The organism is Mucilaginibacter ginsenosidivorans (assembly GCF_007971025.1).
Lineage (GTDB): Bacteria > Bacteroidota > Bacteroidia > Sphingobacteriales > Sphingobacteriaceae > Mucilaginibacter > Mucilaginibacter ginsenosidivorans.
Genome location: NZ_CP042436.1, coordinates 1,696,388 through 1,723,192, shown reverse-complemented (window position 1 = coordinate 1,723,192; position 26,805 = coordinate 1,696,388). Strand labels below are relative to the sequence as shown.

Genomic DNA, 26,805 nt, shown 5'->3' with positions numbered 1-26,805 from the left:
AAATGTCAAAATATAGCATCCCGTTTTGTACTTTTACTAAAGCTATATGAATATCGGAATCACGCCAAACCTAAAGATCGTAGATTGGGCCATCGGCCGGGCAGGCTACAATACGGATGAATTTATGCTGAAATTCCCTGTCTTCGCTGGCTGGCTACAAGGCGATAAACTACCCACCCAAAAACAACTGGAGGATTTTTCCCAAAAGGTCCATCTGCCTTTTGGCTATTTATTTTTGGAACAACCTCCCCAGGAAAAATTAGCCTTCCCCTTTTTTAGGACCGGTAACACCACAACCTTCCAGGTTAGCCTGAATTTGTATGATACCATACTGCTGATGCAGAAAAGACAAGACTGGCTCGTTGAATATTTAAAAGAAAACAACGCACCGCAGGTGCCATTTGTCGGCAAATTTGCCCAAATTAATGACCCGGAAATCATCGTCGCGGATATCCGGAAAACGCTCGGACTGGAACCGGAATGGGCCAGCCTGCATAAAAAAAACGAGGAAGCTCTTGACCACCTAAGTTCCCGCGTCGAGGAAGCCGGTATATTCCTTAGCTTCAATAGCGTCGTTGAAAATTCTAATAAACGGGGCATAGCGGTCGAAGAATGCAGGGGTTTTGTTCTGGTCAATACCTACGCGCCATTCTTATTTGTCAATGCCGCCGATAGTAAAGCTGCGCAGATCTTTACCATCATGCACGAACTGGCGCATATCTGGCTCGGTAAAAGCGCCGGTTTTGACATGCAGCAATTGCTGCCCGCCGACGACCCGATCGAACAGTTGTGTGACCAGGTGGCAGCCGAACTGCTGGTGCCCGGTGTTTCCTTTAGCCGGAAGTGGGAGGAGCTGAAAGACATTCCAAAGCTGGCGGCTTATTTTAAAGTTAGCCGGATAGTCATTGCACGGCGCGCATTAGATCATCAGAAGATCACCAAGAAGGAGTTTTTCGGTTGGTATAATCATTATAAGGTCAAACTGCAGGAACAAAAAGAAAAAGCTTCCGGGGGTGATTTTTACCTGACGCAAAAGAAGCGGCTCGGCCTTCGTTTTGCCGGGCTGGTCAACCAGGCCGTCAAAGAAACCCAACTGCTATACCGCGACGCTTATAAACTGACTGGGCTGAAAGGGGACACCTACCAGCATTTCATGAACAATAATTTCTGAACATGAGTGGGCCGTTATACTTACTCGACAGCAACTGCTTTATACAGGCCCACCGGATGACTTACCCGCTTGATGTCGCGACCAGCTTTTGGGCGAAGCTCAAACAACTGGCAGATGAAGGCACAATCTCCAGCATCGATAAAGTAAAAGGCGAATTAGGCCGCAATAAAGATGCCCTCCACCTTTGGTGCGCGGCCAACCTTCAGCCAGATTTCTTTCATAGTTCCGGCAGCGTCATGGCCGACTATGCAAGAGTGATCCAGACTGCCAGTCGCCGTATCCCGCCTTACAGTCAGAGCGCGCTCAGTACATTTTTTGACAAAGATGAAGCCGACGCCTGGCTGATTGCTCACGCATTGCAAAAGGGTCTCCCCATCGTCACGCACGAGGTAAGCCAGCCCGCCGGGATAGCCAATGTTAAGATCCCTGATATCTGTAACCTGCTCGGCGTACGCACCCTGATCACCATAGCGATGTTTAGGGAATTGAATGAGCAATTTTAGGCAGCAGCGTCAAAAGATGGTTGATGCATTTAGAACGGCTTATAACCGGATAGATCAGCTAGAAATTTACAAGGGTTTTCCAGTTGTTATCAAATACATTTGCGTTGTCGCCTTTAGACGGTTCTTTAGAAATTCTTTGCCCCCTCTCACAGCATAAGAACGTTATGTCAACAAGTAAATATTTACTATGTTAAGTAAATTTTATCCTTACAACTTTTTCCAAATCAGTTAGCATAGGCTTCGCTCATCGAAATTTTTTAGATAAATTATTTTTAAGACCTTTCAAATTCGATCTAATTCAGCAAAATCTGGTAGTCAAATTTAATAAAACTTATCTCGGAAAAATTTTAGTAAATCCCGCTTTGCCTGCTGGCCTTACCGGGTTAAAGATTTTTCCGGTAAATTAATCAAATATTAACGAATAGAACTTTTCAATCAGATATTTTCTTTTTCAAATTATTTTCCATATATATGGATTAAATAACCCTATGCCTGAATTAGTTATAGAAAATTCTTATCCTGCCAGCAAAGATATCGACAACCTTTACGCCGCATTCTTAGCCATTCATAAGGATGCGGTGGATAAGCTGTTAAAAATCACGGCAACGGTTGAAATTGTGAAATTAGATATTCGCTATATCGGGTACCTGATCTTATGCAAGCAGGCGCGGCCTGATATCGAATTTTTATTGGAATTTCCGCTAAATAATGAACCGCGACATAATGGTTTTCAATATATTTTATATCAATATGGTACCTATGCCTATTTAATGACCAAATCGGGCGTATTTAAAGTATCATTTGGGGAAGAAATACATGATTTCGATCTTCATACCGCTACGAAGTTCCCAACTAACTGGTTTGTGCTGTCCAGTCAATTTATGCCTTTACTATATGTAAATCGCGAGGATAAATTACTTTATGATTTATTGTTTGAAGCGCGGTTAAATAATTTAACGCCGGATACCCCCCTTCAATCATTACCCGCAAATTGCGAATACGATACCGACAATAACTTATTACTTGGAAATATAACCTTAAAAATCACCGAAAGCACTGACCCCCGGAACCAACCCTCGTGTATTGTTGATTTAGGGCGCTTGGCGTTTTACGGGATATTAAATCAGCTTAAGGTGCTGAATATCTTTCTCGACCAGCCGTATCGCTTTGATAAAGAGAAAAAAAACCGGGACGTTAAATCGGGGCATATCGGGATCAAAAAGAAAGACGGCAAAGAAATTTTCGAACAATACCAATTTTACGAAAAAATAAAGTTCCTAATCGACGAAATCAGTGATCAGCCCCTAATCGCGCAGTTCATATTCGCTACTATTATCGGTTCAGACGGCTTTTCGCACACTTTGCGCTTTTCCAATGCGGACCACTTTTTCAACCAACTGTTAAGCACCTGGAAATTTACGAAAGAAGCAGTATATGGCTTAAAGGAACTGATCAAAAACATTACCCAGCACACGGTTTCCGGACAGGGGCTGATAACCGGAAGGATCTACAAGAAAAATATAGCGAAAGCTTTTTTGGAAAGTGAATTGGAACAATTGGACGTGTTCGCAGATTATTTTGCAGGAATCGATAAAAGGCATTCCGCGATATTCCGGGATATTTTAGAGATCAGCGTAGCGGATCTGGGGGAAAATGGCGTCACCCGGAAACTGTTGGAGAATAGCGAAAGTTTTAAACAAAAACTAAGAGCCAATAAAGACCTCGAAAATCTGATACAAGAAGATATCGATTTGATCACCAGCGGTAAGTTTTCATTTAAAGACCTGCTTCATCCACCGGGGATCAAGCCGCTCCATCAACAAACCAAAAGGGCGATCGCGCACTGGGGCTTCAATATCTTCACCAAATTAGTGAAGAAAAATAATGGTCTGTTATTCGCAGCCACCGAAGGCCTGACATTGCCGAGAGAAACGGCGATCATTAGCAAGCAAGGCATCTTGACTTATACTAACGCCGTTTCTTTTGGAACATCCTTTCAGATCGTCTTCCCGATCATTCCCAGCCAGGATTTTGAACCCCACCTGCCTGACCGTATTATCTTACCGACAGAGACCACACAAGAAGATATACTTGGATTGGAAGAGCTCTTTAAAGTCAGGACCTGGAACTCCAGGACGGACAAGGAGATTAAACCCATTGCAAAAAGAAGGAACCTCGTTACCATCGCCTTGCCGGAAGGTACGGTGAACGACCGGGCGGACGAGCAAATCCTATGGGAATTTTTGGAGCCTTTCATTGAAGAGCTTAAAAGTTACGGTGTGCGATCATCTTTATTGTTTAATCTCGACTTTGACGAAGTACAATTGGATAGCAGCCAGTTATTGCGCCTGCTTAGCCGCTGGGAAGATACTTATCCGCAAATACCCTTAATGGTCAGTAATATCGCCTCACAGCTTTTAGAGGAATTGATCATCCTGAACAAGGACTTTCAAGAGCAACAAGACGCTTTCCCTTTTTGGAATAAACACGCAGGGGTTATTTTCTTTAGTTATGCACTCGTCCGCAATAACCGTTTCTATTTTTCTGATATTCTTTGGGGGGAGACTTTTGATGAATACCTGGTCATGAATAAACTGATCAGTTCCACCAGCTTTAATTATTCCAGCTTTTTTATTGAAAGAGATGATAAAGAAGGGCTGGTGGCCCAGATAGAGCCCTATCCGTCCAGCCCCGCTTTATACAACCGCCACGTGTTACTACCGCTGGATGTGATCCTGCAAAGCAAACTCGGGATATCGTTTTTTGAACATAATTCAATTGTGCTACTTGAAAATCATATCCAGCCGCTAACCTTAACCAATGAATCATGAACCCGGTAAATAGCATTGCTCAATTATCCGGTTATAAAATAGCTGGTTCTCATTTTCGAATTGGTTCAAAAATACATATCAGCGAATTTTATTATGCCAAGCGTTTTTTCCAAAACAGTTTTTTTGCGACAAGAATGGCTTTTATCCTCGCCAACGAGATCATCGAGACGACGGATGGCGCTACGTTACGGCGCATTCGCGGGACAGGATTAACCTTGGTCGGGTACGGTATCTATTCCGAATTACTCTTGAGCCTTGTGGAGAAATTCTTGCGTACGCAATGGCAACTAAGCTATGAAAAATTGAACCACAGTTTAGTGTTGGATTCGGAAGAGATGGAACTGGTTAACCAAACCAGTTTTCAGCAAAATGCACTCATTATTGTTCCCATTGCGAGCACCTTCAGTACATCGATCAAAATACAGGAAAAAATTCAAAAGACTTTTAAGCTACTGAAAGTAACCCCCAAACACTATAATATACTTTATATCGCCGACGGGCCGAACAAAAACGACTTGCTATCTAAATTAGAAAGGGAGTTTGGCTGGCTGGAAAAAAGTGCTTTAAAAAAAACCGTAACTATCCAAACCTACGGCGAGGGAAATCCAAGTAAGATCACCCAAAAATATTTCTTATCGCTGGAATCCGCCTGGCAACGCATTGAGTCCTGCAATCATTGTTTTCCGGAGTTACAAAATAAGGAATTGTTGGATGAACGCCCGCTTTTTGAAACAGACAAGACGGCCGTTACGCCATCGCTCATTTTTGACTTACCGAAAGGGCGTCACATTGAGAAAGACGATAACCGCCGGCCATTTAAACTGACACCTGACCTGATTGTTTATGGTCATCACACCCGTAATAACAGCCACTTCCTGTTCTCTGTCAAGACGGAAGATTTTTTAAATAAAAATTACGCGGCAATTGATTCCTGGCTCGACACGTGCAGGAAAACGATGACCGATGAAAAAATCATTTCCCCAAGTGACCATGTGATGATCGCTTCCAATTGTCATTATTCCAACGCCGCGTTTATCAACCTGGTCAATGAAAAATTATTTTCATCGGCGGCCACGATCATCCATTACGACCCCGCCAATGATTATATTCAAAATTTCGAAATGGTATATGGCCGGGAGATCGGGCGGGCGGACAAGATTTTTTTTGTAGATGATTCTTTGAAATCCGGTTCCTCTTTTTTGAAGATCTACGAGTTTATTGAGCAGACTATGGCAGGAAGTAAAACCGGGGGTGCTACTAAAGGAATTACTGCTGCTTTTTTTCTACTCAATAAGGCACAGGCGTTCACCGTAAATTCCGTTGAGCGCAAGTTGACCCAGCCCAACGGCATATTTGCCTTTGCGAACCTTCATTTATATACCTCCCTAAGCCACGACCAAGAGTCCCCGCTTTTGATCGAACAACGGCGGTACCGCGACCTGACCTCGGATTCTTTTTTGGATAGTTTGAAAACGCATTTTACCGAGCAGGCAGCAAAATTGGCGATCAAAGAGCGTGACACTAAATCGCCTTTAAAGCAAGAGCGGCATCTTCGGATGCTGGAAGCAACGCACCTGATTTATAATTACTTTGCATCCAATAGTTTAAGCAGCGACGATTTCGGGGATTTTCACGCCTTCAAAGAGCAATTATATGCCGAAACCAACCGGCCTGTTCAGTTCGCCGTTTATGATGATGTGGCTTCAGGCGTGGGGATATCTGAAGACGAGGCCGCCGTATTAAAGGTGCTAACGCAATCACCGTTTGTGCAGTACGAACCATTAAAAAAAGTGGTTTTTAAGTGGATATTAAAATTGCTGGATAATTATATCCGAGCGCTACAAAAAAAAGGCAGAACTCTAAGCTATGACGATTTTGAACACTTTAAGTTCCTGACCAGGCGGGTAGGCCTGTTAAATTCCAATTACCTGATCTCTAAAAAAATGTTCAGTTTTCTCCGCGATTTTTTCTTGGAAAACGTTATTGACCAATTAAAAATCAAGGTCCAGGAAGACCTGGATCTGGCGGAACAGAAAATAAAGGATCAGGGCGACATGTTTAAAGAAGTCAATATAAACGCCAGGGATGTCGTCAAAGCCCGGCTGACCAATCTGAAAGACTTCATTATTTTTTATACCGCCCAGATCAAAGAACTGTTGTTGCAAAATGAAAGCCGGGGCATTAAGCTGGAGTCGTTATTGCTCCAGGAAGCGTCCAAAGGCAACGCAGCTTACCGGCAATTAATTCGGATACTGACCGTTGAAAACGGCATACTGGTCAAAAGATTTTATGATTTTATCCGCAAACAGGAAGCATGGCCGGAGCTCTACAAACCAAGGAAGGATGCCGAGGACGAGATCAACGAATCTACCGGGCCGATAGAAGCACTTTTACGAAAACAGCAAGTTTTCGGCCATTATAAATACCAAAACCTCGTCAATTACAGCAACGCGGAAGCGTTCCCGGATTTTAAAGGTAATCTTTCAGATCCTTCTTCCAGTCCCTTATTGCTGAATTATTTGTGGTTAATGTATTTTTTTCAGTTTGACGCGTACAAAAAAGAACATGAACTCGCTGTCAGGACCGAATTGATCATAAAAAAACTTAAAGACTTTTTTGACGACCCGATGGGAGGCCCTTCGATGATCGGCTCCTTTTTATCGATTAAGAGAGGAGCCGATACGATGCTGGTGTATAACCGAAACCATAAGGGCAGAGAAGAACTTGATGATGATAAATGGCTGGAAAGTAACCCGTATCTCCAGCAATTCCAGGACGGGCAACTAGATGAATCGGGTACTTATCGCAAAACGGTTATCGAGCTCAAAAAGCTGGGCGTAAAGGAGCAATGGATCGATCAGTATGATATCAATAAAGCGTGCGTTATGCCCGGTATTCAAGTCGATTTCCTGCCTACCGAAATCAACAGCCTGCTGCTGGTTAGGCTAAACCGGGCTGACCGCAAGGGCGATAACCGAACGCAGGGACTACTTGGCTTTTACTTCAAATCTCCCAAGGACACACTCACCTCTTCCAGCCTTATCAAATATTTGCTCTTAGTGCGGCCGGCGCTAAGCTTGTTCCTAGAGTCGCACCATGAAAATGATGAATATCACGCCTGGCTGCTTTCTGAAAAGACCAAACGTTTAGCCTTACTGTCCGGCCACGGAAAAGAAATGATCAAATCGCTATCGTTAAGCGGACCGCTTAAAAGTGTCTACAGCCGTATCGCACTGAACCTCGAGCAATTGCAGATGATCATCCTCTTCAATTCTGCGGTGCGTAATAACACCATGGACCAAATCAAAGAGCGATTTAACCAATTTTACCACGTCAGTGGTAGCCTGGCTATTGACCAGGCCTTCTTAAACTCGCTGAAGGATATGGCCAATGATATCTACGAGAATTTCCGAATTGAAAATCCAGTCGATTTTTTGCCCGTGTTTTCAGCAGACAAAAACCGTTTGCCCTTTGCCTTTAGCAGGAATATTTTGGAACTCATCTGTTTTGAACTATTCGTCAACGCCAAGAAAAACAGGTGGCATCCGATGCCGGGAGACGATCCGTTGCTTAAAAATAAACTAACCGTCCAGTTCAAGATCAGCACTGAAGTAGACAAACGTTTTCTGGACCTGTATGTAACGAGCACAGGCCCGAGGGTTCTTGAGGATCACGTACAAAAACTAAATGATAAAAATAATAACATTAAAACGGACGATCCCGTGTCCGGCACCAGCCTGATCAAGACTTTAGTAAACAATTATCTGGAAGGCAAGATCAGTTTTGACAATAAGGACAGGCCGGCGGGAGAATCATTCGGCGAGTTTATCGTACATATTCGGTTAAAGGAGATGACCGGCAATGATTAAAAGAAGACTGTTGGTCATTGAGAACCAACTCAAGCAGTTCCAGACCCTGACCAAACTTTTAGAAGATGAATCCGATTTTCTGAAATACGATACCCATGAAGAAAGGTTTGATGTTTACCCCAAAACGGACGACTATACGCGTGTGCTTGATTGGATACGTGTCTACCTCGGCCCTTATTATGAGCAAGCGCGTAAAGACAGTGCTTTAGAATTACTGGTTGATTATATCCAGGCGAGCAGGGTCGAACTCTTTTTAATTGACTTCACACTGTCCGGCAGTTATGAAGGCGGAACGGGGATCACACTGGTCAATGCCTTAAAAAATAAAGAGAGCAGTTTTAAACAAATGCCAACTATTTTTCTGAGCAGGACGATGCGGAACGATCAAAGAGTCAAGGATACGATGCCCAATGACGAAAATATTCAATGGGTAGAAAAAGGGTACGCTGGTTTTGAAAATCTCGAAAAAACCTATTTTGAGAATTACGTGAAAAAGATCATACCGGGCTTCATCGGCAAAAGTGACTTCTCCAATCAACTGGAAATCATAGAAAGGCTGCATACTGTTTATGAACCTGCCCCGGAACTGAAAGAATTATTAATTGCCTTTAAGCATAAGCTCTTTCAATCCCACCAAAGCTTGGAAGCAAACTTGAAAATTTTGCAAACCCTGGAAACCAAACAATTTACGATATCCAACGAACGAATCAAAGATGGACTCAACAAACTCATTGCCAGTATTTGAACCGGAAGCTGAACCCAAGTGGAGACAACGCTATTATATCAAACTATCCGGTTTTTTCAACAACACCTTTTTAGGAATTTTTGTAGGTATCATCACTGCGGCAGTCGTCAATATATTAACAGGGGAAAAGTCATTGGGCTGGCGGTTTGAGCTGGCTATCCTTGGTTACTTTGGGGTAATTTATAGCGTGTACCAATTAATGATCTTTAGAAGAGAACTAGATGATGTAGAAAGCACGAGGAGATCCAGCGTAGCCGCATTTGAAAAAAGGTGGAAACTATCCTGCGGGTGGGAAAACGATAAAATTGTAAGCCGGTTTTTCCGGTTTTTTTCCCTTGCCATCCTGCTTCTCTTCCTTGCTGTTTTTATGAACGGCTGGTCAAACCAGATCGAGGCGACAGAAGCTAGCCAGCAGAATATATCATTATTGAACAGCTTAGACAGCTTAATAAAAGAAAGAGTCTCGGGCCGGTTCGATCGGTTAAATACCAAGATAGATTCTATAGCATACACTCAAATAGCGACTATCAAGAAACTCGATTCAATCAAAGGTAAATCAGGCAAAACGACAAAAAAATATAGAAGTTTCAAAGCTCCCAGAAACAATTAATTTTAAGCAGAATGTAGTTCGATCCTGTTTTAGGCTCAAATTCATAGTCAGTCTGAAACAAGATCGAACTACTGAAATTGGGCAAATAATCGCAAATCGTCCATTAAGCGGTTCGACTTTAGTCCTGTCGGGGCCCAGATTACTTGGCAGCGGGTGCAGGACTCGAACCAAGCTGAGCAAAATATGCTTCCGATCAATTTTTGGACGGCGATTGAGATTGACCTTTTCTTTTGGTACTGTTTACTAAAGTTGGCGCGTTGTGGCAAACCTAAAATATTTAATTAATTGATTATGAATTCCTTGCGATAATTCAAGATGCAGCTAAAAGCCTTAAGTCTGCGAAAAAGGGGTTCGAAAAGCTTCCCCTAGGGGCTACTCTATCGGCAAAAAGCCTTGAAAGTTAAGGCTTCTCTATTGAGGATCAAGTACTTTCAAGGCTTTGTTATTTTTTACATTTAATTCTCAATTAGTAAAGATCAAGTAAGTATTTGATATATAAAAATTTACAAGTTCGATCCTGCTTCAATTAACCCAACCGGCAAAAATCCATAATATGTTGAGAACCAAGACGATTAAGGATTCGGCCAATATTTGTCATCGTTAATAGCTCCATCAATCCTTATTTTTGTTTTTTCCTTTCGATATTCATAATACGCGATCTTAGTCAATTCTTCAATTGTACGTATTACTTCAGTGGCTTGTTCGTCTGAAAAATGAGCGAACCATGAACATGATTTTACTTCTTCTATTGTAATATCATGTTTTCGTTTTGGATCATTTGGACACAATTAAAAGCTTCAGAAATGATATAAAATATAAATCTCTTTTATCTCCACATTGCATTCAATCAACTCGTTCTTGTAAAGGAAAGTTTTAGAATAAAAATTGCCAAGAATTTGATCCTTAAATGTTTAATATTTAGCTTTATTAATTATCTAATCTAAACCGAATAAAGCTATATAGATGGAATATATCTTTTACTATAAAATTACCTGCTTAATTGTTGGCTTTTCAATAATCTTTTTAGGGTACAAGCTTTTCGTAAAAGGGGTATTTGTTGACGGAGGCAATTTCGAAGTATCGCTTAAAAATAACAAGTTAATTTTAAAGAAGGCGTTGCCCGGAACTTATTTCGTTGTTTTAGGTACAGTCATTATTTGCTTTACGATTTTTAAAGGTTTAAGTTCAGATGACATTTCTCGTCACAGATCTCCAGGAACGATTTCTCAAAAACATATAGATTCTCTCAAGATTAATAATGATTCAATAGTACTCAAATAAAAAATCATGAAAAAACGTGGTCTATGGATATTTTTTTTTACAATAATTATCTCATTAAGTTCTGGATATGCATACTGTCAAAATAGCATAAATGTTGACTACGGAGGTTTAAATATGGCAAGGCAGTGTATTAAGCAAAACAATTATGTCCTTGCTTACAAGTATCTAATTATATTTAAGTACTCTAACTTACAAAGATTACAAACAAAGGAAAATTCGGAAAATTTAACCAAGCTAGAGAAGCAGATCAATGAAATAGAAGCTTATTTACTTGAAAATTATTCTTGGGTTGATGAAATCAAAATTAGAGGATTTAAAGATGCTCAAATTGACTCCACATTACAAGCGCTAAGAGTCCACCATAAAAAAATTGCAGTTCAAAATATTGAGATTAATTGAACGGAGTATGAAAAAGGGGTTTATTATTTCAATCATGCTTTTATCGTTCCAATTATGTGCATTTGCTCAACATAAAATTTCGATCAAGCGAAGTTGCGGGTTTAGTAAAGAAGATCCGCCTGCTGAAGGTTACGCTTGGGGAGCAGACAATCAAGCACTTGAGTATATTAAAAGGATTTGTCAGGTATCGGGAATAAGTAAAAATTTTACTGTAGAACGCTCAAGTGCAACAGCTACTGCATGTGCCTTAATTGATTTTAATAACAATCGGATTATATATTATAATCAACACTTTTTTGCCTCATTGGGCGATGAAACGTATAAAATTGCAATATTGGCTCATGAAATTGCACATCATTTAAATAATAACCTTTTCACTAAGGATTCTAACAGGGCAATTGACGAACTGGATGCTGATAAGTTTGCCGGAAGTGTCATTTGTAAACTCGGCCTCAAACTGGAAGATGCAAAAGGGCTATACTTAACACAATGTCCTGCTCAAAGTACAGGATTATATCCAGCTCAAAGCGACAGAATTGATGCTTTTTCAATAGGCTTTAATGACGCCGGATGTCAAAATACCATCACACCAAAACTGGCGACAAAATCTGCCGAAACCGGTGATTTTTGCTTTCAGAACGCTGACAGAGTTGGCTATAAAGCCACCGTCACAATTCTTAAAGAGGGTAAAAATGGCGCTATCAAAACTATAAGCGTAAGTGATGGGGAGAAACAATGTGTTTACGAGTTGGAGGCCGGCGTTTATACAGTTAATATTTCATGGAGTGATAGATGGTCGAATAATATCCCGTCTACAACACAACAAATAAGAGTAAGAAGCGGCGTTGCTGGTACGCTTGCATTACAGCATTAATATTCAGCTTCTTGTCGGTGTTATTCACCGTATCAGCAGCGAAATATGAATTAAACGCTTTTTTTGATGGCACCAGCCCAGCTTAAATGGTCATACACTAAATGGTAGACAGTAATCGGGTAGACTTTATATCCTCCAAAAAGTTCTACATTTCGCGCGTTCCCGCTGAATGAGGCAATAGTCCTAAAAGGGTGGAACTTCTAAAACACAATAAGAAGACTGTGTTCATGTTTTATCTTTTTTAGATAAAACATGAAGCCTCAAATGCACATTTTGGAGGCCATGCTGCACTGCCCGTACAAAGCGGGCCGGAAACTGGGCAGGGGTGTTAAAAGCGCAGCGAATTTCACGTCCGCCCGAGCCACAGCAAGGCGGATGGAAAATGCCCTTTTTTTCGTACTAAAATTGACACGGCCTGCCTATAAATTTAGCCTTCGCTGCGCTTTTTACCCGTTTAGCATGAAAAAATCAATCGGTACTGCATTAAGGATTGAAGCGGCATCTTTTGAAAAAGATACAGCGGAAAGCCCGGGCCTGTTCCTGCAGGCAATGCCCCGGTTGTCCTTAACAACGGTGCTGAGCGGAGAAAATCAGGGTTAAAAAACCCTGAAAATCAGGTGTTTTAGACGTTGCTTGTGACGATTGTACCAGCGATATTCATAAAACAAACCAGTAAATAATGAAAAAAGAAGAAGAATGGAAAAATTGGGTCAAGTGGCGCTACGATCTGCTGCAAGGCGTTATCTCCTGGGCCATTATCGGTGCCTTATCCTATATCCTGTTGCACACCTATCAGGACAAACAGGCGGAAAACCAATTCAAACTTCAGAAAACGCTTGAGTTTCGAATCAACAGCATCAGGATATTCAGAAAAAACTCGCTTGTTTATTTATATGCATTACATGACGTGTTCTACAACAAGGAAGTACCGGGAGAAACCGATTATCACACGTTCACAGACAAAATAGTCGATGAGTTTTGGGATGATATGGCCGGTCTCCGGTCGTGTTATGTCGGGCCGGATACGCTCAAAAACTTATATGAATTCGACTACCAGGCGGATACCTTGTTCACTAAGCACGTCGAACGGCACGGAAAGGCTTGGATCACACCAAGCGATGCGGAAACGAAAATATTTGAGGCAAGTTACCAACGCCTCAAAGTTCTGCAAGATAAGATCATTGGGCAAGCTGATAGCATTAACACGGCAGGGATCTATTCGGACACGGTGCGCAGAATGCACACACTAAAGCGTTGAGAAAAAAAAGCCGCAGGCCTCGCCTGCGGCTTTCCAACCCCTGAAATTAATTATTGTAGCAGATATTGCATTTGGGCCTGTCCCTACGGATCAATTTTCTTTCGATCGTCAGAGCCTTTTCTCTTGGTTTGGCATCGTCGAAATCATATTCATCGAAAACGAGCCCTCGGACCTCATGTTCATTCAGACGCGCATCCATCCGGTCCTCATAACAAATGCCATTATATACAATATGGTTCTTGTGCCATAGAACGTAGTTCATGGTATCGTGATCCCGTTTAAAAATTGAACTGACCGCGTAGGCGGTTAAAAAAAATGCCCCAAGTCGTAAAAGGGAGCTGAACTCATTTGAATTGTGATCAGGATTATCATTCATACCTTAAAATTACGGCTTCGGCCACAGATAGTTACGTTGTTGCCGGCATTTAATTATCAACGTTGCCGATTTGCATAAAAAAATTGCATGCCGGATTATCTAAATTTCCCTTTTTAGGATGAGTCGAAACAAACAGAGAAAAGAGGGACTTTATGGGCTATGAGCGCGCAATATGACAGGCGGTTGATGCTTTGACAGGGGAATTGCTCAAATGGATGGAGTTATCATATAGCCATCAACATTCCCGGACCACATGGTACTGATCAACTCCTTAGTCTTTGATGTATCATTTTCGGTGCTGCAAAAAAATAGCTTGTAGGCTTTCTTACAGGCTAGTTCCTCGACATTGTAAGCTATATGCGAAAAAAAAAATCGGAAATCTTCTCCACCATGAGGCAGATCACCTTAGTCTTGCCTGTACTCAAACTCGTCGCAAGGTGGCTTGGTTTATATCCTTTCTCCTTAACATATTTCAGCACTCGTTCCGCTAATTCTTCGCTGATCCTTTTTCGTTTGGCTTTTCCGTTCAATATAAATGATACCGTTGACTTGGCGAAGTTCAAATCTCTGGCGATGTCATTTATAGACGTCTTCTTTTTCATTGGGCAGCCTATCTACCACAAATTGCAAAGTTTTTCTTTTTAAAGTCTATTTCGAGGTGTCTAATCCCACGAAATTTAAAGACTTCAATCTTTCTGAACAGTATCATAAGCCGGCATTTGGTGATAGCGCTATCCTAAGTGCCTGTTCTGTGAAATTCCGATCTGTCACAATGGTTTTTTCAAGCTGCTCAATTACTGTAATTGGAACTTCAGACTTCTTTAATTCTTCAATTAATTGAGTGAATATTTTTTTAGGAATATCGGACGTGTTTGGTTTAGGTTGATCGGTGGTATCCATAATATAAAAATACCTAAATAATTTGAAGCATTAAACTAAGGATGAAGTTACTATAACAAGGCAAATAGTGATAACACAGTTGTTGAAGCTTCAGTGATTTCTTCTACGACGTTTTGGATTTCAAATTTTTGATATTAAAGGATGAAGCAAATAGTCAGGCAAATTAAGATATTGCTTAGCATAGTTATTACGCCAGCTGCAAAATTTCGAACGCCACTTCCGAATTTCTCATTTTCTGTGTTAACTCAATTAGCGAGAACTTAGCAATATTCGAATCAAAATCAGCCATATTTTTTTCAAGTGTTCTGACTGACTTTGCTCTGTCCTGCACCGCTAGGACAAAAACAATCTTTCGTTCCTGGAAAAGTTTTATAAAATCTAATCTTGAAACTTTTGCCAATTCTTTTCGTGCTTTTTTGTAGTAATTAGAAGCACCCTTATTTGCCGCTAAAGCATCATACAAGCTCCCAAGAAATGCAAATTTATTTTTAGAATCTTCTAGTACTTTTCTGGCTGCAATACTTATCTGCCCGCACAGATCACGCATAGAATTATTAAAGCCCTTTTTTACGTGGTATAAATAAATATTATCCTTATCCCATCTCAAAATATCACAAACTTCGATATTTAGCGGAGTAATCAAATCAAATGCAAGGGTATTCGCCGTACCGAGAAGTGAAGCGTTGAACGCATTTTCCGATTGCGTTGATGGCCATTTAGGCATTGCCGGACCTGTATATTTTTTTTCGACTACAAAATTGGTACAGGTTACATTAATTTTATCAATCATGGACCGGCTGATTTCATACCAATCCTTTTCGATCAGGAAATAGCTTTTCAGGCCCTGTTTAATTTCCGTACAATAATGATGCCTGACAGTATCTGTGGTGAGGAGAGTCCCGTCTGCATCAAAGGTCTGAATGGTCCCGTTGTCGAGCATCAGATCTAATTCATCTTTAGTCAGCTTTGAATTTAAGGTTCTGATCTCATCGAGAATGGTTTGGATGTCCCGGATTGGCGCTTCATATTCGACCTCATGCGACTTGCGGCTTATCTTTAAGGATAATTTGGTCTGGTCAGACAAATAATATTTTTCAAATTCCTTGTGGCTGATCTCAACGCTGACAAAGTCTGCCACTTTTTTATAATTGGCATAAATAAGTTTATCCAAGTCTTTGTTCAGGCTGCTAATCAGCGCCGAGTCTTTCCTATCGATTTTGGTAATCGAATTAATTTCAACCGCAATCGGAAGTTTCAATATCTTCTCACAAGAATCAATGATACGCAACAGCTCTTTGAATGATACCGACTTCTTGATCGAAAAGGAGTTTTTGGCAATACAGAGATTATTGGAACGCAAATCATTAACGGAGAACCCGAAATGTTTAACCAGCTTTGCTTTAGTAAGTGCAGCACGTAATTCATTGTAGACCATACCAAAACTTTCATTGTCGTAAAAGTTATTTTCATTCCTGAAAAACTTGACTGCGCCTTCGACATTGCCCGTAAAGGTTTTTTCTTTGGTGGATCGAAGGGCTTTGTCTTCCGCTTTAACAATGCGTGACAGGATTTGAATACCAAGATCATTTGTTGCCACGTCCATGATATCGACATGCCCGAAGCCACCGGTTGAGCAGTAGAACTGTTTCGATGTCTTATTATATAACAGTAGAATATAGCTTTCGGAATGTCCGATACGATTTTTCAAGATATCCTCATTCGGATCGGCGATGGTTTCAATAAAGTCTTTCCACTTTACAGGTGTGGTATTTCTTTTATAAAACAAGTACACATCATAAGCTGCACTCAGGTTGGCTTTAAGGGCTTGCTCCTTGTATTTTCGTGTTTTAAAAAGCTTCTTAAGATATGTTAAATCCACCTTTTGCACCGTATACTTTACAGCGTTGTTGTTAAAAATATTAACCTCTTCTTTAAGCAGGTAAAAACTGTTTTGAATCTTTTGCGGCATAAATTATTGCATAAGGTTTAAGTTAATATATAGAATATTAAACAACATTTAGAGTGTTACTACTAACTCGAAAAACCTGAAAAATTCCCTATACTTTGCGATACATGTCAAAAGTTGATAGCATAAACTATTGGTAATAGTTGCTTTTTCTCACAGGGTTCGAACCCCAGCGGGACTACCCAAAACAGCATTTACGAAACTGTTACATACGTTTATTACCGATCAAAATTCACACAAAACCATTTGACCAAAATTACCAATTCAAACTTATCAAGCTTTGGGCTTATGGATGTGCGGTTTCAAATCAGGATGTTTTGGCTTATTCGGCGGATCCACCCGCCGTCTCCTGTCGTCTTGCCCATCATCTTTCTTTGGTTTTGGGCCCGGTTTAATCGCTTCCAACTTATCCATAACATTGAATTTTTTAAGTTTAAAATTTGCTTCCAATAGCTTACAGCAGCAAATATAAATCATTACAATTCCGGCCCATTACGGATTCCCGTAAAGAGAAACGGTGCGGCCCCCTGGCAAAACCTTTGAACAATTATTCTATTTTTCCCACCTCAACCCAAGTTTTCGTACCCTCATTGTTATATCATCTACGCCGGTACCTCACCGGATACTTACCACCGCCGGCACCGGGATAAAAGCCTGGATAAACACCGACATCGAAAACAAAAAGACCACCGCCAGCCCCACCACCAGAACCGCACGTACCACGCCTACCCCCACATTATTCTCCGCCAGCTCCACCACCAGCGACCTCCCCTTAAACACCCTTCCCGAGAGAAATCCCTCGAACGCCGACACCAGCACATAAGCCACACCCGCCACACAACAGCACAACAGCAGGAAACTGAACAGCGCCCAGGACAAAACCTCCTTCCCACCCGCCGTGATCAGTAAATAATCCCGCAGCGGCCCGAACACCCCCGATACCAGTATCAGCCCCGCCAGCAATTTACCCGCCAGCACCAAACCCTGCGCCAGGTTAGGGGCCCCCTCCGCATAATGCTTCCTGCGGAACCCGGACGAGATCAGCGTAAGCAACAGGTAACTCAACAGCCCGGCAAGCGCCAGCGCGAGACCACTCGCTATTAAAAAAGATATTTTCATGATGAAGTCGTATTTACCAAGTTAAAATCCCAATAATCCAGGTGATCGATCTCCGGACTCAGCTGACCCGCCCTAAACCCCCTCGAAGTCGTCTCCCACAAAACATACCGTTCATTGCCCGCCATCTTCGCCGAACCCGGCAGCGGCAACTCCAGCCCCAGCAGCGAATGCCGGAACGACTCACTCCCCAGGATCGCCACCCGGTAATGATAATGGTCAAAAAGCGTAAATAAAAAAAGCGTCCGCGTATCACAATCCCCCTGAAAGTTCCCCATGAACTCCACCGGCGACTGCACCCCGTAGGGCACCTGCCCGATACAATTGTAAGGCTCACCTGCCGGCCCGCTTGACACACTCCCCCCCCGCTCCGGACACGACCCGTCCGTCACCGAACTATAAGGAATATCCTGCACAAAACTCACCAGCATCCCCGCGAAACGCGTACTATCCAGGTGATTCACCAATTGCAGGCTATCGAACAAGGCATAAACCCCATCCAGCCGCCCCTCATCCGACAACGCCATCGACCGGTACACCTCGGGCAAACCACTCAGCCCCGCCAGCCGGCGATGCTCCGCCCCCGCCTGCTCATACACTGAACGTAGCACCCGCACGTCCCCTTCATAATTGTTACCATCCAGATCCGACCAGGCCCGGTGATGAACGACCCACTCATCGCCTTTCTCCGCAGGATGCCCCGCACCCCGTGCCCCAGCCGTCACCGGCTGCGTATGCGTATAATCCCGGTCGTCCGGGGCAGGCGCCTGCCTCACTACCGGATGCCCTGCAGACGCCGAACGGAACAGCGAAACACTGACCGCCAGCAGATAGATCAAAAAGAGCAAACCAAAAAAAACCGAGAAGAACGCCCTGCCGACACCCAACCGGCTGATCCTGGAGACCAGGAAAACCACCAAAAAAAAGCCCACCAATAACAACCCCACCCAGGATAAACGGATCAAAAAACCCACCAGCAGGCCTCCAAACAGCAAAACCCAAAGAAACTGCAGCATGCCGGAAAAAGACCAGCCGCCGTCGACCGCATACCAGTTCCCCCAGCGGTAAGCAGTTGCGCCGGAAACATAACGGTCACGCCGGAAACGCTGGCTGCCAGTCCGTTTAAATTCATGAGCGTCCGTCCGCGCCCAGCTAAGCGGCTCAGCCTTACCTGCCGCCGACACGGTATCTTCCCGGAAATGCTCCGTGCGGACCCTAGCCGGCACCCACCGGCTGATGTAACCGTAAAGCGTCCCCGTGATCGTCCCCAGGTGCTCCGTGCCTTCACGCGTGATCTTAGACAACTCCGGCCCCGCGATCCGGAGCTCCTCGAGTTGCAACTGAAAATAGGCGCCCGACTGCGCATCATAGCAATTGAGCGGCTGGCTGACCGTCCCCCGGAAAGACCGCAAACCGCCAGCTTCCGGGAAATCCCCCTCCTCCTCTTTACGCACCTGGTTGATACTCAGTTCCCCCTCGTAGATATGCATGCTGTACAGTTCACTGTGATGCTGCGAATCCTCCTCCTGACGCTGCGCATGGTATTTCCCGGAAAACGCACCCTTGATAAAAGTACGCTGCAGGGTCGTGATCTCTTCTTCGGTCCAGTAGCTGCTCATGCGTAAAAACGGTCTAAAAAGTCCTCCTGCGTTTTAAAAACACGCCCATCCGTTTTTCTTTCCGTATTAAAAGGCGGATCGGTGTAATTTTCGATGATGTCCACCCTGGCCCCGTATTTTTCCAGGAATATTTTGCGGTACTCCGCCTTGAAATCCCGGTAAGCGCCGTTGACAATCCCTTCATAGATCGTCCGCTTATCCCGGAAATAAACATTGGAGAAGTTTAACCGCCATTTTAGGTAGATCGGCAGCAGGAACAACAGGATAACCACCGACGTAAACAACCAGGAAAGCCTGTATATACCCCTGCCCGCCAGGATCTCCAGGCGCTGGACAAAGAAATCCGCCCTGCCGATCACAAAACGTACCCGGGCGAGGGCCTCCTCCTTTTCGCGGTCCAGCCGTTCCAGTTGCGCGAGCAGCGGCTCAAGGTCCGCTTCCGGGTAGTGCAACGCCCGCTTCCTCCCGATAGCCGCCCTGATCTTTTGCTCTGCCTCCCTTGTCCGATCGTTCAGCTGTCTTTCCGACTTTTGAATATCCCGCTCCTTCAGCTTTTCAACCTGCTGCGATAATTGCGGCTCAAAGACCCAGGCCTCGAGCGGCTTCGAGATGAACACCGCAAAAAAAACTATGAAGCTGATCCTTAAAAAAAGAGACAGGTGTTTGATCACACCCTGGTATCTGACCCGCAGCACCGGCTTCGACAAGGTGGTCAGCAACACCGTGTAAATATTATTGATCATCCAGGCAAATAACAGCGAGACCGGCACCGCCAGCAACCCATTGTCAAAAAGCATCCGGAAAGAATACCAGCAGGACAGGAAGCTCATGCAGTACACCAGCGCCGCAATCGCCCCAACCAGGGCAAACCGGTCACGGATGCCCTTGTGCCCGCAATTGTTGATCACCCAAAGATCTTCCCCGCTCCTTGCACAAAAATATTCCGTGATCCCCGCCATTGTTTACGCCTCCGGCTGTATTGGTTTATCCGCATGGGTAATACTTTCGCCCCCCGCCTCGTCCGGAACAATTTCTTCCGCCAGCACTGTGCTGACATAGGCCTCCAGGTTCCCGTCGATCTGCCGTTTTTGCTTCGCTTTCCACTGATCGATAATGTATTCATTCAATTCCTTTTGCGCCTCGATCACCCGGGCCTTCATGCTCGTCATGCGCTCGACCTCGTGATGGATCACCAGTTCCCGTTCGATACCTTCTTTATCCTTGTAATAATCGTGCTGTATCTCGATCCCGTTCTGGGCCTTGACAAGGTCCTTAATATTTTCCTCCAGGTAGTCGTACGGACCCTTGATCAGCATCAGCTTAAAGAAGATCGGCGTTAGCTCGATCGCCATGAACAACAGCGTAATAAAGATCGATATCCCCGGCGCCAGCTCCTGCGCGATCTTAATCCTTTCCAGTAAACCGTCCAGGCCCGCCGACACGGACTTGTTTTTTTTGAGGGCGGCCTCCAGTTCCGTGTTCATCGCAGCACGCCGGCGCTCGATATCCAGGATCTTGGATTTGTTCATTTCCGTGAACTGGTTCTTTTCCGCCTCCACCCGGTCCCTTTCGGCTTTATAGGACCTCGCCATCGGGCCCTCACCCTCCCCTCTTCCGCCCTGTCCCTTGGAGGTCTCCACGTTCCAGAGCGAGTCTTTTGTGGCGATCACCTTCATAAAATTATCTATCCGGTCCTGGATACCCGCGTTCTCTTTATCCAGGTCTTTGATGCGGTCCTCGAAATTCTTCCGTGTCCTGATCTCATACTCCTTTTGCGCCTCGAGCTGGGTCTGGTAAAGTTTCGCGTCGATCTCGCTTTTAAACATGCGGATCTCCACCGGTTTTGAAATCGTCAGCGCGATGATCGTGCCCATGATAATTCGTGGAAGCGCGCTTTTCAACTCCTGCTTCGTGATCGCTTCCGTCCCGTCGCCCTTGCCCGTGCTGGTGACAATAAACCGGTCGATATTAAAGATGATCGCCCCCCAGATCAGGCCAAACACCGCCGCCAGGATCGCCGTCGGCATATCGGTCGGGTCGTAATGCCCCGATTTGACGATCGTATTGATGTCGTCGATCGCGTCACCCTTCGGTGCGAAGATCGTGTAAAACGCATAGCCCCCGGCCAGGGCTGCCATTACCCCCGTGGCCAGCACGATGCCCCCCATACAGGTATATTTCACCTGGTCCGAATACGTGCTCTTTTCCAGGATATAACGGTCAGCGCCGGACACCTTCCAAAACTGCCTCATCAGCCAGGTCGGTTTTGGATTCTTATAATAGTTCGTTTCCATATCAGGTGATTAAGAATTTACGGTCATTTGGTCCTGGAAAAGCAAGATCCGGTTTTGCAACATTTCCTCTTCGCGTTTCATCAGAGGGCCCTCCAGCGTGATCCCGGGCGTTATCACCGAAGGTTGCGGCGCAACCGGTTGCCGGTAGGCCAGCCTGATCAACAGGCCGTTAACCATCGCAGGCTGCGCCGGGAAAGACCGCTTCAGCAACAGGACCGGAGCCTCGCGATAAATAAACGACCTTACCGGTAAGGAAAGCGTTTTTTCCTCGCAGCCAAAAACGCCGCAGGCCCTGACCCGCAGTTCGCCGGCGTAACCAGTGGGGATAAGTGGCACCCTCTCCGGAAGAAACGCAGCCACTTTTTTATCGCCAATAAACAGTTTGACCCGGTACGCCCCTTCTATTTGCCAGATCAGCCGGAAGGCCGCTCCTTCAAACAGCAGTTTTTGATCAGGTTCCAGGGCAATAAACCGCAGCCTTTTAAAACGAAGCGCAAGCCAACACCAGCCCAGGTAAACGCGAAAGTATTCTTTAAAGGTCAGCTTGCTCATTTTCGAAACAGGAAAAAATCGGAGATAAGTCTGTTGTGATCGTTTAATGTCAGGCCAGTTGTTCTAAGCAACTGCTATAAATTTAAAATCAAAATTCCATCCCCGCAACCCGTGAAAACACCCTAATTTCCCAGCCTTGCCGGCGCACCAAACTATGGGCTGAAATAAGGATAAGGTTTAGGTTGTTTGCTAATTGTCCCGGACCATACCTGTTCATCCGCTACACTTGCCAGCACTTTACTTCTCCCAGCCGCACAACGTCTTACCACGCTTCTTCGCCTCCGCCGGCGTGATCTTCACCACCCGGTGCTGGCAATTGCCCAAGCCCCGGCAATCCGCCCTCAAATGGTATTTCTTTGCACCGGGACTATCGCAAACATAAACCGAGTCCGGACGGAAGTGGCCCCCTCCCTGGTAAAGCGCTAGTAATAATATAAGTGTTTTCATCGTGAACAGGTTATCAAACAAGGCATTCAAGCTTCATCTGGTGGTGAATATTTATATGAATTTAATTATTTACCAGCACAATGCTGCACGCCTGCAATCACCGGATGTCCTGCTATCTCGTATGACAACCAGGCGAACAGGTCTTACAGCCATCGGCCGATTTGTATGTTTTTTTAGCTTCGTCCACCGCGTCCCTGCAACCATAAAATTCACCCAGGTACAGTCGGTTTTGTTCGGCGGGCAAATAAACACAGGACTGTTCATGCACCTCGTGATCGCCATTGCTTTGCGCGTGTTTGTTAACGTAGTATTTCTTTTTCATGCCGATAAATTTTAATAAAGTTATTTAGGATAATAGTTAGGGTATTTAATATTCCAGCAGGGCGTGCCTACTGTTAAAGCCATTCGTAATTGATCAGGTGCGACAGGTTATCTATCACGGTTCCGTCATGAACCGTCCTCAGGTAACTGCCGCCAACAACTTCCACCCGCGTTCCATCCCGCCAAAACGAGGTCGGGTAGTTCCAAAGCCAGGTCACCGCCGAATTACCGGAAATGCTCAGTCGCCTGACCGCATCTGCTTTCGCAGTCTTTACACCCCTGTAAATCGTGCCTCCCGACACCTCATGCATCGCATAGTGCGTAATCGTCCCCTGGGAACTCTTCCACACCCCTGATATTTTATATTGCGCCATCTTTTGATCAATTAAAAATCATTCAACACCCAAAAATAAACCGCAAAATCACCCCCTCCTTACGGGAAACCGTAAAAGCAGTTTTTAAACCAAATAAACTCGAAAGCTAAGGAATACTCCGGGGCACCTAATTCCGGATATGATAAATATACTTCTCCAGAATATAGTCCGTCATCGGCAACAGCCGCCGCGTAGAATCCAGCGGGTGCAACCCACTCCCCTTCCCAGTATAAAACTCTACCCGCCCGTGGTATTTTGCATACCACACCTTCCCGATCGAAAAAGGCGTCAGCGTATCCGGCCGCGTGATCCTTCTAAAATAATCGACCAGCTCATGGTCGATCGCGCGAAGCGGTATCGCCGCAGATCTATCCCCGCAATCAGCCGGCTCATAGTGATCCCCGGCCCAGATCATACAACCCTTCGGGCCTGCGGGCCAGAAATAGTGCACCAGAAAATAGCCCCCGATACCGGCCGCAAGCCATAAGCATAAGAATACCAGCTTGCGGTCACCACGCCGGAAAAACCGCCCGGTTTTTTCATCCGCAGCATCCGGTTCCCCTTCACCGTTCACCGCCGGATCGTCACCGTCCAAAACATCCCCGGCAATGGGCTTCTGCCGTTCGTTATCCCCCGTGCCCGTTACTTCTCCGGCGGCCTCCCCCGCCCGCCTTGCCTGCTGACCGGCATCGTCCGCACAGGGTCCAGCCACTTTCAGCCATACATGATACGGCCTTGCCTTAAAATCGATCAGCCAGGCCAGTAACTCTATATTCTTCTCATCCGTTCTCCCGACGTTCCCGTTCAGAACCAAATTCAGCGGCCTGAACCGGTCCGCCTCCCATTTCCTGATCGCCAGACGGTAGGCCTCCCGGTCCGCTCTCGGCTCAAAAAAAGAACGCAACGCACGCTCGTCTTTTTGATCATAGCGCAGGTCAAACGCCAGCAGGCATTCCTTTTTGAGTTTTCCAGGCGTCGGATGGCTGAGATTGGTCGAAAGCGCCCCAGCGGACTTCTTTTCTTGCCAGTCACGCATTACCGCCGACTCATAATCATCAAACATTTTCAAAAAAATTACAAGTAAAGCTAACGGAATTTCCGGAAAAGTCAACGCTTTCCCGGAAACCCGCCGGAAAGACCGGAATTACCGGAAATCATTGCTGTCAAGCCAGTTACCTCCGGCTACATTTGCTTCAGAAACCGATTCGAACGGTTTCGACCGAGCAAAGAAAGCGGAGGCCATTAGCCGGCCTGGGAAGCGGTGACCAGCTTCCGCGATCAATGCTCATCCCTTCCCAAAAAAATGTAAGAGGCGCCCTCTTACGCGGTTTGCAGCGTGACCCGGGGACAGTTCCCCGGGCCGCCTGCAGGATTTTTTAACCCATTAAATTTTAAAAAAATGATCGAGCTTATCTTAGCGCTCCTGCTGGCATTTTCATGCCCGGCGCATAACCCAGGCGGTAATACCACCGGCAACCAGGTCGTAACGACCGCAACCGACAGCGGCGGCGATGACGGGCATATCCCGCCCCCTCCGCCACCACCGCCACCTCACTGAGCAAACAAGTGAGGATCGCATAAGGCAGGCCACAACCTGCCTTATTTTTTTGCTGCCATTTTCCTAATTTAGGAGAAAAAAAGCCTTGAGAAATCTTATCCTCTTGCTATCGTTCGCTTTATTGGTTTCCCCGGCCTGCCGGAAAGCGCCAAAAAAGCCGCCTCAAGACCCCTGGGCCGACTACCGGAAAGCCTATAACTTTCGGGACACCCAAAAAGATTCCGCATTCTTTTACTTCAACCGGTCCGCCTCCCGGTCAGAAGACAAGTCACAAACCGCCCTGGCCTATTATAATATGGCCATGCTCCAAACCGATGCCGGCGACTATTATGGCGCCCAGGAAAGCCTCACGCAGTCCCTGAAGTCCCTGGATGAGCACCGCCGCGAAGACCGGAACAACCTCGCCACCGATTACAACGAACTGGGCATGACCTGCACCCGCCTGCATAATTACCAGCAAGCCATCCCGTATTACGAGCTCGCCCTGCGCTTTGCCGATGATACCGCCTTCCGCCCGTACATTTTGAACAACCGCGGCAACGCCTACAAGAAGCTCAAGCGTTACCCAGAGGCCCTGGCCAGTTACGAACAGGTCCTCCGCTTAACCGGAACCGGCGGCACAGCCTATGCGCGCACGCTGACCAACCTGGCCACCACCCGCTGGCTGAACGACCCGCGTTACAACGCCGCGCCACAACTCAGGAAAGCCCTGGCCATCCGCCTGCAGCTACATGATCTTTGGGGCCAGAACTCCAGCTATGCCAACCTCGCGGAATTTTACAGGGACAGCCATCCCGACTCCGCCCGCGCATACGCCGGCCAAATGTATGGCATTGCCCGCCATCTGCAGAGCCCCGACGACGAACTCGAGGCTTTGCAGACACTGATCCTGCTTTCCGGGCCAGCCGATGTAAGACGCTACTCCCTGCGCTACCAGGCGCTCCGGGACAGCCTCGACAACAAACGCAACGCAGCAAAAAACCAGTTCGCGCTGATCCGTTACGATGTTGAAAAAAACAAAGCCGAAAACCTCCAGCTTCAAAAAGCCAACGCCGAGAAACGCTTCCTGATCGGCGGCCTGCTGCTCCTGTTCATCGTGGGAACCGGGCTGACTGTGTTTTGGTACCGAAAACGGAAACAACGGCTCCAATTTGAGACCGCAAACCTGCTCCGGCAAAACGAGCTGCGCTTATCCCAAAAGGTACATGACGTGGTCGCCAATGGCATCTATCGCGTCATGAGCGAAGTTGAACATAGTAAAAAGGTCGACAAGAACGGCTTACTCGATAAACTGGAGGTCATGTTTGAACAGTCAAGGAATATCAGTTATGAAATACAGCAGCCTTCCGGCGACTTCCCGCAACAATTAAACGCCCTGTTAAATGCCTTCAAAAACCAATCCATTAAACTCGCGATCACCGGGATAGATACCCTGCCCTGGCAAGAGATCAACGCAGACATCAAGGCACAATTAACGATCGTCATCCAGGAACTCGTGGTCAATATGAGCAAGCACAGCCGGGCAAGCTGGGCTACCATTGCCTTTGATCTGAAAAGCGGGGTGCTCCAGGCTGATTACCGGGACAATGGCGTCGGGTTCCCCAAAGATCTTGTCTTTGGGAACGGCCTGCGCAATACGGTTTCCCGTATGCAGGCGATAGGCGGTGCGCTTATCTTTGATACCCGGGTGGAAAAAGGCGCCCATCTGCAAATCACTATACCACTGGCTTAATTATCAGAC

26 protein-coding genes are annotated in these 26,805 nt (G+C 45.4%); 13 read left to right on the top strand and 13 right to left on the bottom strand.

Features of this window, described 5'->3' with window-relative positions; translation table 11 throughout:
- Nucleotides 1–46 precede the first annotated feature (46 nt).
- The 11 genes from FRZ54_RS07940 (at nucleotide 47) to FRZ54_RS07895 (ending at nucleotide 13,541) form a co-directional block, all read left to right on the top strand.
- Complete coding sequence (locus FRZ54_RS07940; protein WP_147031098.1) at nucleotides 47–1,171, top strand: ImmA/IrrE family metallo-endopeptidase; 1,125 nt, start codon at nucleotides 47–49, stop codon at nucleotides 1,169–1,171.
- Nucleotides 1,172–1,173: 2 nt separating this feature from the next.
- The gene (locus FRZ54_RS07935) at nucleotides 1,174–1,674 is read left to right on the top strand and encodes a DUF4411 family protein (protein ID WP_147031097.1); all 501 of its coding nucleotides are present in this window, start codon (nucleotides 1,174–1,176) and stop codon (nucleotides 1,672–1,674) included.
- Between the two features lie 488 nt (nucleotides 1,675–2,162).
- A complete protein-coding gene (locus FRZ54_RS07930) occupies nucleotides 2,163–4,505 on the top strand; it encodes a hypothetical protein (protein WP_147031096.1) in 2,343 nt (780 codons plus the stop codon).
- The gene (locus FRZ54_RS07925; RefSeq protein ID WP_147031095.1) at nucleotides 4,502–8,374 is read left to right on the top strand and encodes a hypothetical protein; all 3,873 of its coding nucleotides are present in this window, start codon (nucleotides 4,502–4,504) and stop codon (nucleotides 8,372–8,374) included. The genes FRZ54_RS07930 and FRZ54_RS07925 overlap by 4 nt, the downstream gene beginning before the upstream one ends.
- A complete protein-coding gene (locus tag FRZ54_RS07920) occupies nucleotides 8,367–9,119 on the top strand; it encodes a hypothetical protein (RefSeq protein WP_147031094.1) in 753 nt (250 codons plus the stop codon). The genes FRZ54_RS07925 and FRZ54_RS07920 overlap by 8 nt, the downstream gene beginning before the upstream one ends.
- Complete coding sequence (locus tag FRZ54_RS07915; protein WP_147031093.1) at nucleotides 9,088–9,729, top strand: hypothetical protein; 642 nt, start codon at nucleotides 9,088–9,090, stop codon at nucleotides 9,727–9,729. The genes FRZ54_RS07920 and FRZ54_RS07915 overlap by 32 nt, the downstream gene beginning before the upstream one ends.
- 963 nt (nucleotides 9,730–10,692) lie before the next feature.
- Nucleotides 10,693–11,010, top strand: coding sequence for a hypothetical protein (locus tag FRZ54_RS07910; RefSeq protein ID WP_187359789.1), 318 nt, complete (start codon nucleotides 10,693–10,695; stop codon nucleotides 11,008–11,010).
- 6 nt (nucleotides 11,011–11,016) lie between these two features.
- Nucleotides 11,017–11,409 (top strand): hypothetical protein, encoded by a 393-nt coding sequence (locus tag FRZ54_RS07905; protein ID WP_147031092.1) that lies wholly within the window; start codon nucleotides 11,017–11,019, stop codon nucleotides 11,407–11,409.
- Between the two features lie 7 nt (nucleotides 11,410–11,416).
- Nucleotides 11,417–12,283 carry a M48 family metalloprotease gene (locus FRZ54_RS07900; RefSeq protein ID WP_147031091.1) on the top strand — a complete coding sequence of 289 codons (867 nt, stop codon included), beginning with the start codon at nucleotides 11,417–11,419 and terminating at the stop codon, nucleotides 12,281–12,283.
- 459 nt (nucleotides 12,284–12,742) lie between these two features.
- Nucleotides 12,743–12,883 carry a hypothetical protein gene (locus FRZ54_RS24400; RefSeq protein ID WP_187359788.1) on the top strand — a complete coding sequence of 47 codons (141 nt, stop codon included), beginning with the start codon at nucleotides 12,743–12,745 and terminating at the stop codon, nucleotides 12,881–12,883.
- 79 nt (nucleotides 12,884–12,962) lie between these two features.
- Nucleotides 12,963–13,541 (top strand): hypothetical protein, encoded by a 579-nt coding sequence (locus FRZ54_RS07895; RefSeq protein ID WP_147031090.1) that lies wholly within the window; start codon nucleotides 12,963–12,965, stop codon nucleotides 13,539–13,541.
- 46 nt (nucleotides 13,542–13,587) lie between these two features.
- On the opposite strand, the gene FRZ54_RS07890 is transcribed toward FRZ54_RS07895, so the two are convergent.
- From FRZ54_RS07890 to FRZ54_RS07830, 13 genes are all read right to left on the bottom strand, one after another.
- A complete protein-coding gene (locus FRZ54_RS07890) occupies nucleotides 13,588–13,803 on the bottom strand; it encodes a hypothetical protein (protein ID WP_147031089.1) in 216 nt (71 codons plus the stop codon).
- 467 nt (nucleotides 13,804–14,270) lie between these two features.
- Nucleotides 14,271–14,519, bottom strand: a complete 249-nt coding sequence (locus FRZ54_RS24960) for a LacI family DNA-binding transcriptional regulator (RefSeq protein ID WP_147031088.1) — start codon at nucleotides 14,517–14,519, stop codon at nucleotides 14,271–14,273.
- Between the two features lie 103 nt (nucleotides 14,520–14,622).
- Nucleotides 14,623–14,817 (bottom strand): hypothetical protein, encoded by a 195-nt coding sequence (locus FRZ54_RS07880; RefSeq protein WP_147031087.1) that lies wholly within the window; start codon nucleotides 14,815–14,817, stop codon nucleotides 14,623–14,625.
- Nucleotides 14,818–15,004: 187 nt separating this feature from the next.
- The gene (locus FRZ54_RS07875) at nucleotides 15,005–16,786 is read right to left on the bottom strand and encodes a DUF6119 family protein (protein ID WP_147031086.1); all 1,782 of its coding nucleotides are present in this window, start codon (nucleotides 16,784–16,786) and stop codon (nucleotides 15,005–15,007) included.
- 612 nt (nucleotides 16,787–17,398) lie between these two features.
- Nucleotides 17,399–17,902, bottom strand: coding sequence for a DUF350 domain-containing protein (locus tag FRZ54_RS07870; RefSeq protein WP_147031085.1), 504 nt, complete (start codon nucleotides 17,900–17,902; stop codon nucleotides 17,399–17,401).
- Complete coding sequence (locus FRZ54_RS07865) at nucleotides 17,899–19,311, bottom strand: DUF2304 domain-containing protein (protein ID WP_147031084.1); 1,413 nt, start codon at nucleotides 19,309–19,311, stop codon at nucleotides 17,899–17,901. The genes FRZ54_RS07870 and FRZ54_RS07865 overlap by 4 nt, the downstream gene beginning before the upstream one ends.
- Nucleotides 19,312–19,514: 203 nt before the next feature.
- Complete coding sequence (locus tag FRZ54_RS07860) at nucleotides 19,515–20,477, bottom strand: DUF4407 domain-containing protein (RefSeq protein WP_147031083.1); 963 nt, start codon at nucleotides 20,475–20,477, stop codon at nucleotides 19,515–19,517.
- Between the two features lie 3 nt (nucleotides 20,478–20,480).
- Nucleotides 20,481–21,812 (bottom strand): DUF4407 domain-containing protein, encoded by a 1,332-nt coding sequence (locus FRZ54_RS07855; RefSeq protein ID WP_147031082.1) that lies wholly within the window; start codon nucleotides 21,810–21,812, stop codon nucleotides 20,481–20,483.
- Nucleotides 21,813–21,821: 9 nt separating this feature from the next.
- Nucleotides 21,822–22,364 (bottom strand): hypothetical protein, encoded by a 543-nt coding sequence (locus tag FRZ54_RS07850; protein ID WP_147031081.1) that lies wholly within the window; start codon nucleotides 22,362–22,364, stop codon nucleotides 21,822–21,824.
- 237 nt (nucleotides 22,365–22,601) lie between these two features.
- Nucleotides 22,602–22,811 (bottom strand): hypothetical protein, encoded by a 210-nt coding sequence (locus FRZ54_RS07845; protein ID WP_147031080.1) that lies wholly within the window; start codon nucleotides 22,809–22,811, stop codon nucleotides 22,602–22,604.
- A 112-nt stretch (nucleotides 22,812–22,923) separates the two neighbouring features.
- Nucleotides 22,924–23,133, bottom strand: a complete 210-nt coding sequence (locus FRZ54_RS07840) for a hypothetical protein (protein WP_147031079.1) — start codon at nucleotides 23,131–23,133, stop codon at nucleotides 22,924–22,926.
- Between the two features lie 73 nt (nucleotides 23,134–23,206).
- Nucleotides 23,207–23,506, bottom strand: a complete 300-nt coding sequence (locus FRZ54_RS07835) for a DUF3892 domain-containing protein (protein ID WP_147031078.1) — start codon at nucleotides 23,504–23,506, stop codon at nucleotides 23,207–23,209.
- A 127-nt stretch (nucleotides 23,507–23,633) separates the two neighbouring features.
- Nucleotides 23,634–24,410, bottom strand: coding sequence for a hypothetical protein (locus FRZ54_RS07830; RefSeq protein ID WP_147031077.1), 777 nt, complete (start codon nucleotides 24,408–24,410; stop codon nucleotides 23,634–23,636).
- A 495-nt stretch (nucleotides 24,411–24,905) separates the two neighbouring features.
- On the opposite strand from FRZ54_RS07830, the gene FRZ54_RS24395 reads away from it, so the two are divergent.
- Together FRZ54_RS24395 and FRZ54_RS07825 are read left to right on the top strand one after the other, a co-directional pair.
- Entirely contained in the window at nucleotides 24,906–25,064 is a 159-nt protein-coding gene (locus tag FRZ54_RS24395) for a hypothetical protein (RefSeq protein WP_187359787.1), read from the top strand.
- 85 nt (nucleotides 25,065–25,149) lie between these two features.
- A complete protein-coding gene (locus FRZ54_RS07825; RefSeq protein WP_147031076.1) occupies nucleotides 25,150–26,796 on the top strand; it encodes a tetratricopeptide repeat-containing sensor histidine kinase in 1,647 nt (548 codons plus the stop codon).
- Nucleotides 26,797–26,805: the final 9 nt, after the last annotated feature.

Bases quoted from the DNA above. Each gene is read 5' to 3' on its own strand.
- FRZ54_RS07935 (WP_147031097.1), top strand. From the start codon at position 1,174: ATGAGTGGGCCGTTATACTTACTCGACAGCAACTGCTTTATACAGGCC.
- FRZ54_RS07890 (WP_147031089.1), bottom strand. From the start codon at position 13,803: ATGAACTACGTTCTATGGCACAAGAACCATATTGTATATAATGGCATT.
- FRZ54_RS07870 (WP_147031085.1), bottom strand. From the start codon at position 17,902: ATGAAAATATCTTTTTTAATAGCGAGTGGTCTCGCGCTGGCGCTTGCC.
- FRZ54_RS07905 (WP_147031092.1), top strand. From the start codon at position 11,017: ATGAAAAAACGTGGTCTATGGATATTTTTTTTTACAATAATTATCTCA.
- FRZ54_RS24400 (WP_187359788.1), top strand. From the start codon at position 12,743: ATGAAAAAATCAATCGGTACTGCATTAAGGATTGAAGCGGCATCTTTT.
- FRZ54_RS07840 (WP_147031079.1), bottom strand. From the start codon at position 23,133: ATGAAAAAGAAATACTACGTTAACAAACACGCGCAAAGCAATGGCGAT.
- FRZ54_RS07835 (WP_147031078.1), bottom strand. From the start codon at position 23,506: ATGGCGCAATATAAAATATCAGGGGTGTGGAAGAGTTCCCAGGGGACG.
- FRZ54_RS07850 (WP_147031081.1), bottom strand. From the start codon at position 22,364: ATGAGCAAGCTGACCTTTAAAGAATACTTTCGCGTTTACCTGGGCTGG.
- FRZ54_RS07880 (WP_147031087.1), bottom strand. From the start codon at position 14,817: ATGGATACCACCGATCAACCTAAACCAAACACGTCCGATATTCCTAAA.
- FRZ54_RS07910 (WP_187359789.1), top strand. From the start codon at position 10,693: ATGGAATATATCTTTTACTATAAAATTACCTGCTTAATTGTTGGCTTT.
- FRZ54_RS07920 (WP_147031094.1), top strand. From the start codon at position 8,367: ATGATTAAAAGAAGACTGTTGGTCATTGAGAACCAACTCAAGCAGTTC.
- FRZ54_RS07855 (WP_147031082.1), bottom strand. From the start codon at position 21,812: ATGGAAACGAACTATTATAAGAATCCAAAACCGACCTGGCTGATGAGG.
- FRZ54_RS07940 (WP_147031098.1), top strand. From the start codon at position 47: ATGAATATCGGAATCACGCCAAACCTAAAGATCGTAGATTGGGCCATC.
- FRZ54_RS07915 (WP_147031093.1), top strand. From the start codon at position 9,088: ATGGACTCAACAAACTCATTGCCAGTATTTGAACCGGAAGCTGAACCC.
- FRZ54_RS07875 (WP_147031086.1), bottom strand. From the start codon at position 16,786: ATGCCGCAAAAGATTCAAAACAGTTTTTACCTGCTTAAAGAAGAGGTT.
- FRZ54_RS07900 (WP_147031091.1), top strand. From the start codon at position 11,417: ATGAAAAAGGGGTTTATTATTTCAATCATGCTTTTATCGTTCCAATTA.
- FRZ54_RS07845 (WP_147031080.1), bottom strand. From the start codon at position 22,811: ATGAAAACACTTATATTATTACTAGCGCTTTACCAGGGAGGGGGCCAC.
- FRZ54_RS07925 (WP_147031095.1), top strand. From the start codon at position 4,502: ATGAACCCGGTAAATAGCATTGCTCAATTATCCGGTTATAAAATAGCT.
- FRZ54_RS24960 (WP_147031088.1), bottom strand. From the start codon at position 14,519: ATGAAAAAGAAGACGTCTATAAATGACATCGCCAGAGATTTGAACTTC.
- FRZ54_RS07930 (WP_147031096.1), top strand. From the start codon at position 2,163: ATGCCTGAATTAGTTATAGAAAATTCTTATCCTGCCAGCAAAGATATC.
- FRZ54_RS07895 (WP_147031090.1), top strand. From the start codon at position 12,963: ATGAAAAAAGAAGAAGAATGGAAAAATTGGGTCAAGTGGCGCTACGAT.
- FRZ54_RS07860 (WP_147031083.1), bottom strand. From the start codon at position 20,477: ATGGCGGGGATCACGGAATATTTTTGTGCAAGGAGCGGGGAAGATCTT.
- FRZ54_RS24395 (WP_187359787.1), top strand. From the start codon at position 24,906: ATGATCGAGCTTATCTTAGCGCTCCTGCTGGCATTTTCATGCCCGGCG.